17 protein-coding genes are annotated in these 17,181 nt (G+C 70.9%); 8 read left to right on the plus strand and 9 right to left on the minus strand.

What is annotated here, in order from left to right:
* Positions 1 to 8 precede the first annotated feature (8 nt).
* Positions 9 to 728 carry a hypothetical protein gene (locus HW837_RS12265; RefSeq protein ID WP_193379762.1) on the minus strand — a complete coding sequence of 240 codons (720 nt, stop codon included), beginning with the start codon at positions 726 to 728 and terminating at the stop codon, positions 9 to 11.
* A gap of 210 nt (positions 729 to 938) precedes the next feature.
* On the opposite strand from HW837_RS12265, the gene HW837_RS12270 reads away from it, so the two are divergent.
* Complete coding sequence (locus tag HW837_RS12270; protein ID WP_045561945.1) at positions 939 to 1,862, plus strand: hypothetical protein; 924 nt, start codon at positions 939 to 941, stop codon at positions 1,860 to 1,862.
* Between the two features lie 64 nt (positions 1,863 to 1,926).
* Here the strand turns inward: HW837_RS12270 and HW837_RS12275 are convergent, their stop codons facing one another.
* The 6 genes from HW837_RS12275 to HW837_RS12300 are packed head-to-tail and all read right to left on the minus strand — an operon-like array spanning position 1,927 to position 7,160.
* On the minus strand, positions 1,927 to 2,808 hold the full coding sequence (locus HW837_RS12275) for an SMP-30/gluconolactonase/LRE family protein (RefSeq protein WP_045561944.1): 882 nt from the start codon (positions 2,806 to 2,808) through the stop codon (positions 1,927 to 1,929).
* A gap of 17 nt (positions 2,809 to 2,825) precedes the next feature.
* Positions 2,826 to 3,746 (minus strand): sugar kinase, encoded by a 921-nt coding sequence (locus tag HW837_RS12280; protein WP_045562017.1) that lies wholly within the window; start codon positions 3,744 to 3,746, stop codon positions 2,826 to 2,828.
* A 41-nt stretch (positions 3,747 to 3,787) separates the two neighbouring features.
* Positions 3,788 to 4,408, minus strand: coding sequence for a bifunctional 4-hydroxy-2-oxoglutarate aldolase/2-dehydro-3-deoxy-phosphogluconate aldolase (locus HW837_RS12285; protein ID WP_045561943.1), 621 nt, complete (start codon positions 4,406 to 4,408; stop codon positions 3,788 to 3,790).
* A 52-nt stretch (positions 4,409 to 4,460) separates the two neighbouring features.
* Complete coding sequence (gene dgoD / locus HW837_RS12290; protein WP_045561942.1) at positions 4,461 to 5,606, minus strand: galactonate dehydratase; 1,146 nt, start codon at positions 5,604 to 5,606, stop codon at positions 4,461 to 4,463.
* Entirely contained in the window at positions 5,603 to 6,361 is a 759-nt protein-coding gene (locus HW837_RS12295; protein WP_060886010.1) for a FadR/GntR family transcriptional regulator, read from the minus strand. The genes dgoD and HW837_RS12295 overlap by 4 nt, the downstream gene beginning before the upstream one ends.
* Before the next feature lie 55 nt (positions 6,362 to 6,416).
* Complete coding sequence (locus tag HW837_RS12300; protein WP_237270151.1) at positions 6,417 to 7,160, minus strand: SDR family NAD(P)-dependent oxidoreductase; 744 nt, start codon at positions 7,158 to 7,160, stop codon at positions 6,417 to 6,419.
* A gap of 168 nt (positions 7,161 to 7,328) precedes the next feature.
* Here HW837_RS12300 and HW837_RS12305 point away from each other — a divergent pair, with 168 nt between their 5' ends.
* The 3 genes from HW837_RS12305 to HW837_RS12315 all read left to right on the plus strand — a co-directional run bounded on the left by HW837_RS12305 (position 7,329) and on the right by HW837_RS12315 (position 10,574).
* The gene (locus HW837_RS12305) at positions 7,329 to 8,672 is read left to right on the plus strand and encodes an ABC transporter substrate-binding protein (protein WP_045561939.1); all 1,344 of its coding nucleotides are present in this window, start codon (positions 7,329 to 7,331) and stop codon (positions 8,670 to 8,672) included.
* A 64-nt stretch (positions 8,673 to 8,736) separates the two neighbouring features.
* Entirely contained in the window at positions 8,737 to 9,648 is a 912-nt protein-coding gene (locus tag HW837_RS12310; protein ID WP_045561938.1) for a carbohydrate ABC transporter permease, read from the plus strand.
* A complete protein-coding gene (locus HW837_RS12315; RefSeq protein ID WP_045561937.1) occupies positions 9,645 to 10,574 on the plus strand; it encodes a carbohydrate ABC transporter permease in 930 nt (309 codons plus the stop codon). The genes HW837_RS12310 and HW837_RS12315 overlap by 4 nt, the downstream gene beginning before the upstream one ends.
* 74 nt (positions 10,575 to 10,648) lie before the next feature.
* On the opposite strand, the gene HW837_RS12320 is transcribed toward HW837_RS12315, so the two are convergent.
* Positions 10,649 to 12,697 (minus strand): glycoside hydrolase family 2 protein, encoded by a 2,049-nt coding sequence (locus HW837_RS12320; RefSeq protein WP_193379761.1) that lies wholly within the window; start codon positions 12,695 to 12,697, stop codon positions 10,649 to 10,651.
* A gap of 76 nt (positions 12,698 to 12,773) precedes the next feature.
* On the opposite strand from HW837_RS12320, the gene HW837_RS12325 reads away from it, so the two are divergent.
* The 4 genes from HW837_RS12325 (at position 12,774) to HW837_RS12340 (ending at position 16,047) form a co-directional block, all read left to right on the plus strand.
* Entirely contained in the window at positions 12,774 to 14,033 is a 1,260-nt protein-coding gene (locus tag HW837_RS12325) for a cellulase-like family protein (RefSeq protein ID WP_086802079.1), read from the plus strand.
* A 126-nt stretch (positions 14,034 to 14,159) separates the two neighbouring features.
* Positions 14,160 to 14,345, plus strand: coding sequence for an MmyB family transcriptional regulator (locus tag HW837_RS12330; RefSeq protein ID WP_267887704.1), 186 nt, complete (start codon positions 14,160 to 14,162; stop codon positions 14,343 to 14,345).
* Positions 14,346 to 14,485: 140 nt separating this feature from the next.
* Positions 14,486 to 15,271, plus strand: a complete 786-nt coding sequence (locus HW837_RS12335) for a sulfite exporter TauE/SafE family protein (RefSeq protein ID WP_045561934.1) — start codon at positions 14,486 to 14,488, stop codon at positions 15,269 to 15,271.
* A gap of 416 nt (positions 15,272 to 15,687) precedes the next feature.
* The gene (locus HW837_RS12340) at positions 15,688 to 16,047 is read left to right on the plus strand and encodes a cysteine hydrolase family protein (protein ID WP_045561933.1); all 360 of its coding nucleotides are present in this window, start codon (positions 15,688 to 15,690) and stop codon (positions 16,045 to 16,047) included.
* 38 nt (positions 16,048 to 16,085) lie between these two features.
* On the opposite strand, the gene HW837_RS12345 is transcribed toward HW837_RS12340, so the two are convergent.
* Positions 16,086 to 17,105, minus strand: coding sequence for a winged helix-turn-helix domain-containing protein (locus HW837_RS12345; protein ID WP_313895479.1), 1,020 nt, complete (start codon positions 17,103 to 17,105; stop codon positions 16,086 to 16,088).
* Positions 17,106 to 17,181 lie beyond the last annotated feature (76 nt).

Consider the following 17,181-nt stretch of genomic DNA (forward strand, 5'->3'; position numbering starts at 1 on the left):
GTCGCCGGTTACGGGGTGTACGGGGCGTCGCTGTGGTGCAGTTCCACCATGGTGGGTTCGCTGACCTGGTACACGGCGGTGCGGGTGAGGGTGACGACGGCCGCCGGATCGTCATCGCCGCGGGTCCGGTAGACGACGGTCACCTGTCGTGGTGTCCCGCCGGACGGGAAGTCGATGGAGACCACAGGCGTACGGTCGCCGAGTTCGGCGGCGGCCGCGGGGACGGGGGTGCCGCCGTCGTTGCGCCAGGTCACCAGGGTGTAGAACTTTCCGGTCCCGCCGGTCGAGATCTTGAGGGCTCCCACGGCGTCGGGCGCGCTGTCCCCGGTGATGTCACCGATCGCGCACTGCGGTTGCAGCTCGATCACGACACCGTCCGCGCCTTCCCAGCGTCCTGCGCTGAGGGCGGCTCCCGAGATGCCGTACCCCTCCAGCCCTCCGCCGTCCAGAGACACGTTCCGCAGTTGTTCGCAGGTCAGGGCCTTGGCGCCGCCGGCTGCCGTACCGCTCGGCTTCGGGGACGGGGGCGTGGTGGGGCTGCCGGGTGTCTTCGCGGGACTGCCGGGTGTCTTCGCCGGGCTGTCGGGTGTCTTGGCCGGTGTGGCGGTCGCCGGCTTCGACGTCTTGTCCGGCTTCCCGCTCACGGCCGCTTCCCCCGCGGCCGAGTCCTTCGGCCCGCAGGCCACGACCAGCCCCGCGACCAGCCCCGCGGCGGCCGTCTGGGACACCCGTCTCGCCCATCCTCTGGATCGGTTCACTCGTCACTCTCCGTCGCACCATGGCCCGGCATTCCCGCTGGGCAGGAGCGGAGACGCGGACCGGTGGGGCACGGTTGCACCGAGTTGTCCCTGTTCCGTAACTCCCGAACGACGTGGGAACGGGCTGCACTGAGTAGGAGTACTCATGTCCGTCGGCGATCGGGCTGACAGCCTTTCGACATGACGAGTGGCAGAGGCGCGCTGACGACACTTCATCTCCTTCTGGTCTGGGCGACGATGGCGGCGGCGATGCCGGTACTGGGATTCGGGCTGGTGATGGCGGGCTGGGGCGGCGGTGCGGGGGCGGCCGTGTCGACCTTCGCCCTGGGTGTGCCGCTGACGGTGATCCTGCTGGCCACGGCGGGCCTGCCCGCGCGCACGGTCGTGCCGCTGTGCGATTCCACGCCGCGTCGATTCGGCTGGGCGGTCCTGGTGTTCGTCCTCGGCACGCTCGGCGTCCTGGCCGGCCTGGCCGCCTACGGCGGGGAGGTCGATCTGGGGAGCGCCGGCATGCGGATCGCGCTGACCGGGCTGCCGTACGCGGTCGCCGCGGCGTTCTTCGTGCCGAGCCGGTGGGTGCGGCTGGGGGCGGTCGCCGTGCTGGCGGCAGGTGCGGTCTACGGGGGCCTCGTCGGTCCGCAGCAGGCGGAGCAGCGTCGGCACGCCGCCGAGGTCGCGCGGTACCGGGAGCGTCCGGAGCTGCTGTACGTGGGGGACGCCCCGCCGGGGATGCGGGTCTCCCGTGCCGTGGTGGGGGGCGGCCAGTTCAGCGTCGACTACCTCCCGGTCGAGCCGGGCCGGAGCGGATACGTGAACCTGACGGTTCGTTCGCCGCACACGCCGAAGGCGACATGCGATCTGCTGGCGCAGAAGGACGTGACCTGCACCGTGGACGAACGCGGCGAGATCCGGGTGGCCAGTGCTCTCCCCGGCGACGGCCACCACATCAGACTGATCCGTGTGCACCGCGGCGCGGAGGTCGAGGTCTCCAGCCAGTCCCTCGACGAACCCGGACTGCGCCACCTGCTGAACACACTGCACCCGCTGTCCGACGAGGAACTGGAGACCATGATGCGAGAAAAGACGATCACCCAGGGTTACTGAGCACGCGGCCCGCCGAGGGCGGACGGGCTCGGGCTTCCCGCCCGGGTCGGATCATGGGTCGTCGTCAGCGGCTGCCCCGCCAGGAACAAGCGTCTGCTCCCCTGACCGGCACGGAGATGCTGAGCACCGCACCGGAGGCCGCGGTCGGATTCTTGACGCCGTGCCGGGCCGTGGTGACCAGGAGGCGGTCGCCCCCGGGCGGCAGGCACACCGACGTGGGGTGCGGGGCGGGCACGGTGACGGTGCGGAGCAGACGGCCGTCGGGGTGGTACCGGCGGATCGCGCCGGCGCCCCACATCGCGACCCACAAACAGTCCTCCTCGTCGACGCTCATGCCGTCGGGGCTGCCTTCTCCGTCGCGCAGCCGGGCGAAGGTCCCCGGGGCGGACAGCGCGCCCGAGACGGGGTCGACGCGGCAGCGGAGGATGGTGCCGGCGGCCGAGTCGGCCAGGTACATGGTGGTGCCGTCGGCGGTGAACGCCGGGCCGTTGGGGATGGTCAGGCCGTCGAGGGCGCGTACGACCGTGCCGTCGGCGTCCGTGCGGTAGAGCGAGCCCGCGCCGGGGGCGGCGTCGTAGGCCATGCTCCCGGCCCAGAAGCGGCCGGCGGGGTCGGCGACACCGTCGTTCATCCTGCTGTGGACGGGCGTCCGGTCCTCGGGCCGGTCCAGCCATTCCAGTGCGCCGTCGGCGGTGAGCAGGGCGATGCCCGTGCCCACGGCGGCGATCCACGTCCGCGGCCTGTCGTGCACCGGCGCGACGGCACCCAACGGCACGTCGAGTGCGGCCAGTCGGCGAGGGGCCGGCTCCGCGTCGTCGCGCAGTTCGAAGAGCCGGCCGCTGAGGATGTCGACGTACACGTACCGGCCGTCGACCCAGCGCCCGCCCTCGGCGAGTTCGTACCCTCCGTCCACGACGACCGTGACGGGCGCTGTCGGAGATCCCATGAGTCACCTCGTGTCGGTCAGCGGACGGTCGTGCCGTCGGGTTCGTCGAACAGGCCCAGTTCGTCGCGGGTGGGGAGCCCTTCCCAGTCGCCCCGGGTGGCGACCGCGAAGGCGGCGGTGGTGACGGCCCGGTGCAGGCGATCCTCGACGTTCGCGCCGTCGAGGAGTCCGGACAGGTATCCGGCCACGAAGGCGTCGCCGGCGCCGACCAGGTCGACGGCGTCGACCTGCCGTGCGGCGCGGTCGACGGTTCCCTCGGCGGAGACGACCGTCGCACCGTGTGCGCCGCGTTTGACGATCACCTCTTGGACGCCCGCGTCCAGCAGGCTCTTCACGGCCTCCGACTCATCCACCGCGGGGTCTTGCAGCACCAGCGGCAACTCGTCCTCGGAGGCGACGAGCAGGTCGGTGTGGGCCAGCAGCGGCCTGAGGGTGGCGCGGGCGCGGTCGGCTGTCCACAACCTGGAGCGGTAGTTGACGTCGAGGCACACGGTGATGCCCGCGTCGCGGGCGGCGGTGGCGGCGGCCGCGACGGTCTCGGCAGCCGAGGGACCGAGCGCCGGGGTGATGCCGGTCAGGTGCAGGACGCGGGTTCCGGAGGCCAGCGCGGGCAGTACGCCGGCCGGTGTGACGGCCGAACCCGCCGAACCGGTGCGGTAGTAGCTGACGCGGGTCAGCGTGCCCAGGCGGGGTTCCGTCAGCAGTACCCCGGTGGGCCGTCCGGTGTCGTCGGTGGCCGCGTGGCTGAGGTCGATCCCTTCGGCGCGCAGGGTGCGCAGGACCAGGGCGCCGAGTTCGTCCGCGCCGACCCGGCCCGCCCAGCGCACCCGGTGCCCGAGCCGGGCGAGGCCGATGGCGACGTTGGACTCGGCTCCGGCCACGGAGAGGCCGAGGCTGCCGCCCATCCGCAGGGCGCCGTGGGCGCGCAGCGCGGCCATGGTCTCGCCGAAGGTCACCACTTCGGGTGGGGCCACTGTCGTCACGGCATCTCCCCTGCGGCCACGCTGCGGAACTCGGCGGCCCGGGCCCGGAGTCGGTCCAGGTCGCCGCCGTCGGCCGCGTCGCCGACGAGCGGTGAGCCGACTCCGACGGCGAGGGCGCCCCGGGCCAGGTAGTCACGGGCGGCCTGTGCGTCCACTCCCCCGACGGGCACGAAGGGCACCTCGGGGAACGGGTCGCGCAGGGCCCGCAGATAGCCGGGGCCGCCGAGCGAGCCGGGGAAGAGCTTGATCGCGTCGGCGCCGCGTGCGAGGGCGGCTTCGATCTCGCTCGGTGTCAGGGCGCCCATCAGCACGGGCACGCCGTACGGCGCCAGCCCGTCGACCAGTGCCGGGGTGACGAGGTACGACGCTCCGGCGTCGACCGCGAGGGCGGCGTCCGCCGCGGAGCGCACCGTGCCGGCGCCGAGGAGGGCGTCGGGGCCGAGCTCGGCCCGGGCCTGCCCGATCACGGCGAGGGCGTCCGCGGTGGTCAGCGATATCTCGACGGCCGTGATGCCCTCTTCCACCAGGGCGTGCACGGTGCGCAGCGCGGCGACGGGGTCCTTGCCCCGTACGATCGCCAACAGCCGTTGGCGTCGGAGGGATTCCACCAGGTGCATGAAAGCGGGCTCTCCTTGCGGGTTCGGTTCGAGAGGGACGGCCGCGCCGCGCTCACCATTCGGTGAACGCGCCGTCGGTGCCGCGCCACACGGGGTTGCGCCAGCGGTGTCCGGTCTCGGCGGCCCTGCGCACGGCCTTCTCGTCGATGTCGACGCCGAGTCCGGGGCGGGTGCTCGCGACGGCGTGCCCGTCCTGGAAGCGGAAGGGTTCGGGGTCCATCACGTACTCCAGCAGGTCGCACTGCTGGTTGTAGTGGATGCCCATGCTCTGTTCCTGGATGAGGAAGTTCGGCACGGAGAAGGCGATCTGGAGGCTCGCGGCCAGGGCGATCGGGCCGAGGGGGCAGTGCGGGGCCAGGGTGACGTCGTACGTCTCGGCCATGGCGGCGATCCGGCGGACCTCGGAGATGCCGCCGGCGTGCGAGAGGTCGGGCTGGGCGACGGCGATGCCGCCGGCCATGACCTCGCGGAAGTCCCAGCGTGAGTAGAGGCGTTCGCCGGTGGCGAGCGGAATGCTCGTGGACTGCGCCAGGCTCCGCAGCTGGTCGGAGTGCTCCGGCCGGACGGGTTCCTCGACGAACAGCGGGTGCAGCGGCTCCAGTTGGGGCAGCAGTCGGCGTGCCATGGCGGTGGAGGCCCGGCCGTGGAAGTCGACGGCGATGTCCCGCTCGTCGCCGAGCACGTCGCGGACGGCCGCGACGCGGGCGACGACCTCGGCGGTGCGGGCGGGGGTGTCGATCGGGGCGAGTTCGGCCGAACCGTTCATCTTCACGGCGGTGAAGCCCGCCTTCATCTGTTCCTCGGCCAGCTCCGCGACCTCGCCGGGACGGTCGCCGCCGATCCAGGCGTACATCCGGACGCGGTCGCGGACGGGGCCGCCGAGGAGGCGGTGCACGGGGACGCCGTAGGTCTTGCCGGCGATGTCCCACAGGGCCTGGTCGATGCCGGCGACGGCGCTGGAGAGGATGGGGCCGCCCCGGTAGAAGCCGCCCTTGGTGAGCACCTGCCAGTGGTCCTCGATGCGCAACGGGTCGCGGCCGACGAGGTAGTCGGCCAGTTCGTGCACCGCGGCGCGTACGGTCTCGGCGCGGCCCTCGATCACGGGCTCGCCCCATCCGGTGACACCCTCGTCGGTGGCGATGCGCAGGAACAGCCAGCGCGGAGCCACCAGGAACGTCTCAAGTCCGGTTATCTTCAAGGAGTTTCCTCGCGGAGCGGGTCGGTCGCGGGGTCGGTCGGGGTGTCGTCGTGGTCTTCCCGGGCCTGTACGGCGGCCAGGTCGTGGGACGCCTGGGCGAGCAGGGACTCGACGGCCTTCACCGCGGCCTCCGGGTCGCCCGCCTCGACCGCGTCGAGCAGGTCCTGGTGCACGGGGAGGGAGTCGGAGAAGTGCCGGGCGCCGTGCACGATGCGGTCGCGCACGCGCAGACCGGCCTCGATGACGACCTCCATCCGGCTGAGCAGTTCGTTGTGCGCGGCGTCCAGCAGGGCGCGGTGGAAGGCCAGGTCGGCCTCGACCATCGCCTCCGCGTCCGTTCCGGCGGCCGCCATCGCGTCGAGTGCCTGCCGCAGGGCGTCCAGGTCGGCGGGGGTGCGGCGGGCCGCGGCGAGCCTGGCTCCGGCGGGTTCGACGATCGCGCGGACCTCGGCGAGGTCGTCCAGGAACCCGTCGGTGGGCGCGCTGCTGCCCTGCCAGCGCAACAGGTCGCTGTCGAGCAGGTTCCAGTCGGCGCGGGGCCGGATGGTCGTACCGCGTTTCTGCTTCGACTCCAGCAGGCCCTTGGCCGCAAGGACGCGCAGCGCCTCGCGCACGACGGTCTTGCTGACGCCGAGTTCGGTCTCGAACTTGACCGGGTCGACGACGGAGCCCGGGGGGTAGTCGCCCCGGATGATGCGCCGGCCCAGTTCCTCCACCGCCTGCGCGTGCAGCCCCTTGGGGGGATGGGTCACCACGTTCTCCGTTTCCGTATCGGTCCTTGCGCCCGGCCCACCGCACGGTGCGCGACGCTCACGAGGACTCCTTCATGACGCTCCATCCTCCATCGACCAGCAGGCTCGCGCCGGTCACATAGGAGGCGTCCGACGATGCCAGGAAGGCGACGGCCGCTGCCACCTCCTCCGGCTGCCCGAACCGCCCGGCCGCCGTGGCCGCGACGCTGCGCGCCCGGTCGGGCTCCGGGATCCCGTCCCAGGCGGCGGTCAGGATGGGACCGGGCAGCACGGTGTTGACCCGGATGGCGGGTCCGTACTCGACGGCCAACTGCCGCCCCAGCGAGCACAGCGCGCCCTTCGCGGCGGCGTAGGCGGCATGGTTCGGCAGGCCGATGACCGCGTGCACCGAGGAGGTCAGGACGACGGAGCCCTTCGCCTCGCGCAGCATGGCCGCGAACGTCTTCATCGCGCGCCAGGCGGGTTTGAGCAGCACCGCCATCTGACCGTCCCACTCGGCCTCGGTCAGTTCGTGGGCGGGCTTGTTGAGCTGGGCGAAGGCGTTGCTGTGCAGCACGTCCAGCCGGCCGTGGTGCTCGTCGACGTGGCGGGCCAGGTGCTCCCAGTCGGCGGCCGAGGTCACGTCGCAGCGCACGAACTCCGCGCGTCCGCCGCTGTCCGCGATGTCCGCGGCGACGGCCTTGCCGGCCGCGTCGTCCACGTCAGTGACCACGACCACCGCTCCTTCGGCCGCGAGCCGGCGGGCCGTGGCCGCGCCGATGCCGTGCGCCGCCCCGGTGATCACCGCCACGCGCCCCGTCATCCTGCGGCATTCCGTCATCACGTGCGTCTCCCCTCGCTCCTGCCTGTGCGCCCACCATAGCTGTTTCAATTAATTATGAATATATCTTGACGGCGTGGCGATGCCACTCCGAGACTGACCGGCACGCAACAGGCACCTTCGGGACGAAGCCAGGAAGGACCTCCTCCCATGAGCCGCACCACACCCCGCCGCAGAAGCCGGGGCGCTCTCGCCACGACCCTTGTGGCCCTCTCCCTGCTCATCTCCGCCTGCAGTGGTTCGAGTGACACGCAGGACAAGGCGCAGGCCCCCGCCAAGCCCGGCGAGAAGGTCGACCTGCGCTTCTGGTCGTGGGTACCCGGCGTCGACAAGGCCGTCGACAAGTGGAACGCCACCCATCCGGACATCCACGTCAAACTGGAGAAGATCCCGTCGGGCAGCAGCGGCGGCTACGCGAAGATGCGCGCCGCCCTCAAGAGCGGCAACGCGCCCGACCTGGCCCAGGTGGAGTACCAGGAGATCCCCTCGTTCCTGCTGGAGAACGGCCTGGTGAACCTGTCCGAGTACGGCGCGGACAAGGACAAGTCGAAGTTCGTGGACTGGCAGTGGCAGCAGGGGGTCTTCGGCTCGGCCGTCTACGCGATCCCCCAGGCGTCCGGTCCGATGGGCCTGTTCTACCGCTCCGACCTGTTCAAGAAGTGGGGCATCGCTCCACCCAAGACGTGGGACGAGTACGCCCAGGCCGCGGAGAAGATCCGCAAGTCCGACCCGAAGGCCTACATCGGCACCTTCCCGCCCGGCAACTCGGCCTGGTTCACCGCACTCGCCTGGCAGGCCGGCGCCCAGTGGTTCGGCGTCGACGGCGACACCTGGTCGGTGAACATCGCCTCCCCGGAGACCCTCAAGGTCGCCGCCTACTGGGACGAACTGCGCACCAAGAAACTGATCAAGACCGAGCCCGACTTCGCCAACGGCTGGTACAAGGACCTCCAGTCCGGCGCCATCACCTCATGGGTCAGCGCCCAGTGGGGCGACGCCATCATCAGCGGAAACGCCCCCAAGACCAGCGGCAAATGGGCCGTGGCGCCCATGCCTCAGTGGACCGAGGGCGCGAACGTGTCCGCGAACTGGGGCGGTTCCTCCACGGCTGTCCTCAAGGGCGCCAAGCACATCCCCGAGGCCCTGAAGTTCGCCGAATGGCTCAACACCGACCCCGAGAGCGTCGACCTGCTGCTGCAGGGCGGATACGGCTGGCCCGCGGGGGCCGACGCGTACAAGGGCTCCTCGCTGGACAAGCCGTCGGAGTTTTTCGGAGGCCAGAAGTACAACGAGGTCTTCGCTGAGGCGGACAAGAACATCGACACCTCGTGGAAGTGGATACCGACGATCGACGCCACCTACCAGCACCTCAACGACGGCTTCCAGGCCGCCGTGGCGGGCAAGGGCTCGTTCGTCTCCGCGGTCCGGCAGGCCCAGAAGCAGACCGTCGAGGACCTGAAGAGGAAGGGTCTGAAGGTTTCCACCGGCCAGTGACCGTCTCCGGAGGGTGCGACACGGCCGCCGCCGATCTCCCCTCCGGACTCCAGAAAGCACCCTGATGCCCACGCGCACCCGAGCACCCCGCCGCCGCAGAAATCTGGCGCCCGTCGCCTTCGTCGCGCCCTTCCTCCTGCTGTTCCTGCTGACCTTCGCCGCCCCCATCGGCTACGCCGTCTTCCAGAGCGTCATGGATGTCGAACGCACCGGGCCGCTGGGGCTCGGCGTCAGCCGTACCGTCTTCGTCGGGCTGAGCAACTACTCCGACGCGTTGTCCGACGACGCCTTCGTGCGCAGCATCGGTCGCGTCCTGCTGTTCGCCGTCGTCCAGGTGCCGGTGATGGTCGTACTGGCCGCCGGACTCGCGCTGTTGCTGGACACCGCCTCGGCCAGAGGCGTGCGGTTCTTCCGCGCCGCCTACTTCCTGCCCTACGGCGTTCCGGGGGTCATCGCGTCCATCCTGTGGGGCTTCCTGTACGTCCCGGGAGTCAGCCCTCTCGTGGACGGCATGCGCCACCTGGGAATATCGGTGGACCTGCTGGGCGGAGACACGGTCCTGTGGTCCATCGCGAACATCGTCACCTGGGAGTTCGCCGGCTACAACGTCCTGGTTCTCGTCGCCCAGTTGCGCACCATTCCCACGGAGTTGTACGAGGCCGCCCGCATCGACGGCGCCAGTGCGTGGATGACGGTCCGGCACGTCAAGCTGCCGCTGCTGCGCCCGGCGCTGATTCTCACCACGGTCTTCACCATCATCGGCACGCTGCAACTGTTCGCGGAGCCACTGGTGCTCAAGCCCGTCTCGTCGAGCATCGACAGCGCCTACACCCCGAACCTCAGCGCCTACAACGAGGCGTTCACCAACGACAACTACCACCTCGCCGCCGCCGAGGCGGTCCTGCTCGCCCTCGCAGCGTTCTTGCTCTCCTTCGGGTTCCTGCGGCTGGTCAACAAGAAGGGTGGGGACGCGTGAGTCTCCAGACAGCGGCCCGCACCGTCCCGCCGAGCGGTGAGAAGCCGGCCTCCGACGACGGCACGACACCGCGCGGCGACATCACCGGGGTCACCACGCGCAGTCGTATCCTCGTCACCGGTCTGCTCGTGGCAGCCGCCGGGTACTTCCTGCTCCCGGTGTACTGGCTGGTCGTGGCGTCCACCAAGTCCACCGGCGATCTGTTCGGCACCTTCGGGCTGTGGTTCTCCCAACCGCAGTTCCTGAGCAACCTGCATCAGGTGCTCACCTACGACGACGCGATCTACCTGCGCTGGGCCGCCAACAGCCTGCTGTACGCGGGGATCGGCGCGGGTGTGGCGACGCTGCTGGCCGCGATGTCCGGCTACGCGCTGGCGAAGTTCTCCTTCGCCGGCCGCGACACGCTCTTCAACATCGTGCTGGGCGGCGTCCTGATCCCCGCCACGGCGCTGGCGCTGCCCATGTACCTGCTGTTCAGCGAGGCCGGCCTCGCCAACACCTACTGGGCCGTCCTGCTGCCGAGCTTCGTCAGTCCCTTCGGCGTGTACCTGTGCCGGATCTACGCGGCGGCATCCATACCGGACGAGCTGTTGGAGGCGGCCCGCATCGACGGCGCGGGAGAGTTCCGCATCTTCACGGTCGTCGCCCTGCGCATCATGACCCCCGCCCTGGTGACGATCTTCCTCTTCCAGTTCGTGGGCATCTGGAACAACTACTTCCTGCCGCTGGTCATGCTGTCCGACTCCAAGCTCTACCCCATCACCCTCGGTCTGACGTCATGGCAGTCCTTCGCCGACCGCCAGCCGCAGCTCTACCAGTTGACCGTGGGAGGCGCCTTCGTCTCCGTCGTACCGCTGATGATCGCCATGGTCGCCCTCCAGCGCTTCTGGCGCAGCGGTCTGACCGAGGGCAGCGTCAAGGCCTGACCGGCCGTCAGGACACCGAAAGGCCCCGGCCGGAAGGGTTACTCCCACCTTCCGGCCGGGGCACCGATGGTTCTTCACCTGCCTCGCGGATTCACCGCCTCGCGGAACACGTCGTAGACGAGCTTGGGCCGTTCCTCGTCGAAGGTGACCAGACCCATCACGGAGATGCCGTTGTAGTCCTGGTTGTATCCGGCCCGCTGCTTGTAGTCCTTGAGCACCCAGTAGGTGAAGCCGGCGACGAAGTCGCTGCGCGCCGTCACCTGCTCCCAGTGCGCGGTGAAGCTCGCCGCCTGCCACTCCTCCGTGCCCTGCGTGGTCGCGGGGCCGTGGGTGCCGGCCACGGACCAGGTGCCGTTCTCGGTGATCAGGATGGGCTTGCCGGGATACTTCGCGTGCACCGCGTCCAGCGTGGGCCCGAGGTCGGCGTCCTTGCCGTAGAAGTAGCCGAAGTACTCGTTGAAACCGATCACGTCGGCGAGGTCGAACGCGGGGTCGTTGCTGGTGTTGGAGGCCCAGGTCACCGGGCGGGCGGTGAGGTCGACCGACTTCACGGCCGCCTTCAGGTCGGCGAGCCAGGCCCGGTAGACGGGAGCGCCGCCTCCGTCGATCTCCGACTCGTTCTGCAGGCACCAGAGGATCACCGAAGGGTGGTTGTGCTGGTTCCAGGCCATGGTCAGGGCCAGGGCGCGGGCGAGGCCGTAGCGCTCGGTCTGGAGCTTCTCCTGGGGGGTGTTGAGCCACATGGTGTCGATGTCGTCCATCACCAGGACGCCGTGCTCGTCAGCCCAGTCGTAGACGTAGGGGTGGCGGTTGTAGACGCAGTTGCGGATGAAGTTGGCGCCCACCGCCGTGATGTGGCCCAGTTCCCGGTCGTACTCGGCGGGCGTCATCGCCCTGCCGTGGGCGGCCGTCTCCTCGTGCCAGTTGAGGCCCTTGAGGAACAGCGGCTCACCGTTCAGGCGCAACTGGGCGTCCGCGGTGCCCAGTTCGCGTACGCCGTACACGGTGGAGAGGGTGTCCACGCGTGGCCCCGAGGCCCTGCCGGTGTGCAGGGTGGCGCGGGCGGTGAGCGTGTGCGGCGCGGCCGGGCTCCAGCGCGGTGCGTGGGGTATCGGGACCGACACGCGCACGACGCCGGCCGACCGGGCCGCGATCCGGGCCGCGACCACGACGGGGCGGCCACCGCTCCCCCGGCCGGGGTCCAGGGTGAGCCGGCCGACGAAACCGGTGGTGCCGTGGTTCTCGACGACCGCGTGTGCCTCCAGGCGCCCGCGCGCGGTGGACACGAGCAGTTTGGCGATGGTGACCTTCGGGACCGCCTCGATCCAGACGGACCGGGTCAGTCCCGCGTAGGGCCAGTAGTCGACGGGCTTGTACGGCAGCTCGTGGTCGTCGGTGACCGGCTGGGGCGGCGTGGCCGTGTAGTCGGTGTAGCTGGCGCGGCGGAAGACCCGCACGGCGATCGTCTGCCGGGTGCCCGGCCGAAGCGCCCCGGCGACCGGAAGCGCGAAGGGCGAGTTGGCGCCTTCGTGCTTGCCCAGGTGCTTGCCGTCGAGCCAGACCTCGGCGCTGTATCCGGCGGCCAGGAAGGCGATACGTACGTGCCGGGCACGCCAGGACGCGGGCACGTCGATGGTGGTGCGGTACCAGGCGTAGCCGTCGGCGAACGCCGTGCCCTTGCCGAAGGGAGCGGTCTGCGAGCCGAATCCGGGGGTGTCCAGCAGATCCCAGGCCGCGGGGACGCCGATGCGGCCCCAGGCCCGGTCGTCGTGACGTGGGGAGTGCCAGCCTTCGTCGAGTCCCTGGCCGGTGGGGTCGAACCGGAAACGCCAGCGCCGGTCCAGGGACAGGTAGTCGCGCGTGGGTTCGTGGGTGCGCCAGCCGTCGAAGGCCGGGAGCACCGTGCCGTACTGGAAGACGACGCCGGTGCCGCCGACCTCGCGCACATGGGTGCCGGAGGGCTCGGTGGCCGGGTGGGTGTCGAGGACGGGGCCGCCGGCGGCTTCCGCGGCCGTGCCGTCTGCCGCTCGTGCCGTCTCCGGCCAGGCCGGCAGGGCGACGACGGCGGCCGCGCCGAGTGCCGTGACGACGGTGCGCCGGGACGGGTGGATGGGTTCGGTCATGGCACATGAGCCTGGGCAGTCCCCGCACCCCTGTCAAGCATTATTCATAATTAATGAATTGAGCTACCGTGCCCTCATGACGACACAGCGAGCAATGGCCATCACCCTGTGGGACTTCAGCTGGTACACACAGGCAGGCCCCGGCGAGCCGTTCGCCGACCTCGACCGCGCCTTCGCCGAGGCGGTGGACCGGGGCTTCAACACCGTGCGCGTCTGCGCGATGCCCTTCCTGCTGTTCTCCGGACGCGTCCCCGATCCGGACTCGATCGAGGTCCGCGGCCTCGGCGAGGAGTTCGGACAGCGCACCCGCTGGTACGACGTGCGCGGCGGCTATCCGCTGGACGGCCGCCGCCGGCTCGTCGAGCTGTTCGAGGCGGCCGCCCGCCACGACTGCCAGGTGATCGTGTCCTCCTGGGAGTACCAGCAGTCCCCCAGCTTCGCCGACACCGACGCCTGGCACCGCGCCCTGGCCGAGGTCCCCGGCCCGGACCGCGCCGAGGCCGTGGCCGAAGCGCTCGCCGGACTCCTCGACTTCCTCACCGAGCGCGGACTGGCCGGCCAGGTCGCCTACGTCGAGGTGCACAACGAGGTCGACAACTGCTCCCTCGTACCGCGCGACGGCGTCACCCACTACGCCTACCTGCGCGACCCGCTCGACCGTGCCGTGAAGCTGCTGCGGGCCCGGCACCCCGCCATCCCCGTCACCTACTCACTGGGCGAGCCCTGGCCGAGCGAGATCGACGACCTGCCGGAAGGGGCGCAGATCGCTCACTTCCACTTCTACGTCTACGGCGTGCTCGGCGCGCTGTACGAGGCGGTCGGACTCGGGCACGGCACCGAGGCGGCACCCGAGACGGCGGCCTGGCCCACCCCCGAACTGGCCGCCATGCTGCGCCCGGACGCGCCCGCCTTCGCCGACTACCAGCCGGACGAGCCCTGGCGACTGGCCGCCACCGGCATCCCGCGCGAACTGTTCTACGCGCACGACTGGGTCGACCCCGACCGCTGGGACCTGTGGCTGTACGAGAACTATCCGGCGCACCGGCAGGCCATGCGGGACACGCTGGCCGGGTGGGTCGACTCCGTCGCCGAGTTCGCCCGCCTGCGCGGCATCCCCGCCGTGCTGGGCGAAGGTGTCGTGGGCTACACACCTCTCCTCACCCGCTTCGAGGAGGACGCCGTCGGCAAGGACATCGCGGAGTTCGTCGTCGACCGCTGCCTCGCCGCGGGCTTCCGGGGCGTCGTCCTGACGTCGAACGCGGCCCCGCACCACCCCATGTGGCACACCGACCGCGACTGGATGCGCCGGGTCAACGCACGCGTCACAGCGGCCTGACCCTGCCGCCACAGCGGCCCGCCACGCAGCGGACGAGCGGGCGGGGGCCTGCCGGCGGAGCAGGGCGCGGGTACGCACGGTGCCACGCTTCGCCGTCCACGACGACGCACCGGGCAGGCTGGTGACCTGCCCGGTGCGTGGCGGTGGTGTCAACACCTCCACCACCCGATCGTGGGCGACCTGACGCTCGACTACCTGGTCCCGGCCGTCGAAGACGACCCCGAACAGACCCTCACCGTCTACACCACCGAACCCGCCACGCGAGCGCGCCGCCGACGGCGGTGTGCCCGGGCAGGAGGTCAGCGACGGTGATCTGGTGGCGCAGCGGCTGACGCCGTGATCGCGCGCGAGGGCAGCGATCGAACGGCCCTCAGGTAGGAGGTACACACAGCGTCGGTCTACGCTGCGGCGACGTGGGGTCGAGGCGGACCTGGGGTGACGCGGGGGGCGTTGTGGTGTGGGAGCAGGGGGCGGCCGGTCTGGCGACGGGGCTGCTGATCGCCCTGGTCACCGCGCCGGTGGGTGTGTCCGGTGCCGTGTTCCTGCTGCCGGTGCAGCTGAGCGTCTTCGCCGTACCGAGTCCGGCGGTCACCCCGACGAACCTGCTCTACAACGTCGTGGCCGGCCCCGGCGCCCTGCTGCGTTACCGACGTGACGGTGCCTTGAGGGGCCCGCTCGTACGCGGACTCGTGCTCGGTACGCTGCCCGGCGTCGTCGTGGGTGCCGTCATCCGCGTCTTCCTGCTCCCCGGCCCGGCCGTCTTCCGCCTCCTGGTAGCGGCGCTGCTGCTGCCGCTCGGCACCTGGCTGATCGTCCGGACCCTTCGACCCGGCCGCTCGGAAAACCCACGCCCCGAGCCGTCGCCCCGAGCGGTGACCGGCCTCGCGTTCACCGTCGGGATCGTGGGCGGCATCTACGGCATCGGCGGCGGCTCGATCCTCGGCCCCGTCCTCGTCGGTCGCGGCATGCCGGTGACCGAGGTCGCTCCGGCCGCCCTGGCCTCCACCTTCGCCACATCCGTCGTCGGAGCTGCCACGTATGCCCTGCTCGCGCTGGCGCACAGCGGCGACATCGCCCCCGACTGGTTTCTCGGGCTCAGCTGCGGTGCGGGCGGTCTCATCGGCGGCTACCTCGGCGCGCGCCTCCAGCCCCGCCTGCCCGAGACGCTTCTTCGCCTCCTCCTCGGCTCCCTCGCTGCCGCCCTCGGTGCCCTCTACGCGATCACCGCCCTGCGCTGACCCACTCCGAGTGCGCCGGCCGACGCGGGACACCCGCACACGTGCCGCCCTGACGGCACCAGTGAAAGGGGAATGTCTTGCAGGCCGAGAACCGAGAGACCGCAGCACACGTCGTCCCCGAGCCCGCGCCGCCGTACGACTCCGACAAAACCTCGAGGATCCGGGGCGTTCTGCCGCGAGGCCGTCGAGCGGACCGTGGCCGAACTGGGCGGGCTGAACGTCCTGGTGAGCAATGCCGTGTACCTCCAACAGCAAGCTGGAGCCGGAGCAGCTGACCTCCGACGACTTCGACCGGACCTTCAAGACCGATCTCGCGAGTGCCCGATCCACACGCGGAACACCCGCCTCCCGCTGTTACACCCCCGGACCCGCCGGGTACTCGCCGACGCGTTCCACTCGACTCCGATCATCCGCTCATGTCCTCGGTGCGGCCCATGGTGCCCGTCGTCGCTGAACTGCTCGGCCGGGCCCGCGCGGCGGAGGTGCCGGTGATCTACGCGAACGACAACTTCGGATCCTGGCGCTCCCACCACGGGGAACTGCCGGACATCGCGCTGGCCCGCCCGTACGCCCCCGGCCTGATCGAACCGATCAGGCCGGACGAGGAGTCGTTGTTCGTGGTGAAGGCCCGCCACTCCGTCTTCTGCGAGACGCCGCTCGCCTATCTCCTGTCACGGCTGGGCGTCGGCGCACTGGAAATGATGGAGCGCAACATGGGCGCCCGGGTCGTCATGGCGAAGGAGATCGACCTCGGTCCGGCGCACACCGGCCGGTGACGTCGGCCGGCTCTCATGGCGTTCGCCGAGACGGACGCCTACCCGGAGCGGAAGATCGGTTCCCTCGGCAGGGGCGCCCCGCTGCCGGACAGCAGTCCATGGGCCAGCGGTGTCGCCGAGTGCTCGACCCGTTTGCCGGCACGGCGGCTGACGATCAGTCCCGCCCCGCGCAGGACCCCGATCTGATAGCTCGCACTGGCCGGTGCCAGGCGCAGGGCCTGGGCCACCTCGGTCGTCGTGCGCGTGCGGTGACCGGCCACCTCGACGAGGACCGCGCTTCTCGTCCGGCCCAGCAGCCGTTCCAGCCCGTCCTCGCCGGTGAGCGCGTTGTCGAACGGCTGCTTCGCGACCGGGTAGACGAGGACCGGATCGAGGCCGGGGTCGGCGAGCGCCGTGGGTCTGCGCCAGCAGAAGTACGACGGCACGAGCGTCAGTCCGCGTCCTTCCAGGCGCAGTTCCCGCTCGACGGGATAGTCGACGTCCAGATACGGCGGGTTCCAACGGGCGAACGGGTGCAGCCCCGCGAGGAGAGCCCCCGTGCCTCCACCGAGCGCGGCCCGTGCGCGGACGGCGACGTCGTCGCCCACCGCCGAGCGCATCTGCCGCCAGTACGGTTCCAGCAGCACCCGGAAGGAGTCCCGCAGGGCGTCCGCGATCAGCAGCAGTGTGGCGGTGGGCCGTTCGTGCGGGCCCCGAACCCATCCCGGCAGCGGCCGCGACGTGGCGAGCAGGGTGAGTTCCGCCACCAGCCGTTCCCGGGGTGTGGTGCGGACCCTTTCGAGCGCCGCGTCCAGGTGGTCACCCGTGACCGGAGGCGTCAGGAAGTCGGGGATGTACCCGGTGGCCGGGATGAAGGTGCGCAGTGTGCGCAGGGCGGCGTCGGCGCGGCTGTCCCGTGACAGGAGGTGGGTGGACCGCCGGCGCCAGTGACCGAACTCCAACGGCCCCTGATCCGTCTGTAACCGACAGACGGCACACATCAACTCCCAGAGGGGGTCAGGCTGTTGAGCCAGGCGTACGTTCTCCAGGTCGCGCCAGCCGAAGTGGATGCGAAGCACGTAACTCCTCGCCGCTCATGTCCCGGTTACAACTCCTTTGATCGTGACGCAGATGATCGGTACGGAGAAGTCGAGA

The organism is Streptomyces caniscabiei (assembly GCF_014930365.1).
Classification (GTDB): Bacteria; Actinomycetota; Actinomycetes; order Streptomycetales; family Streptomycetaceae; genus Streptomyces; species Streptomyces caniscabiei.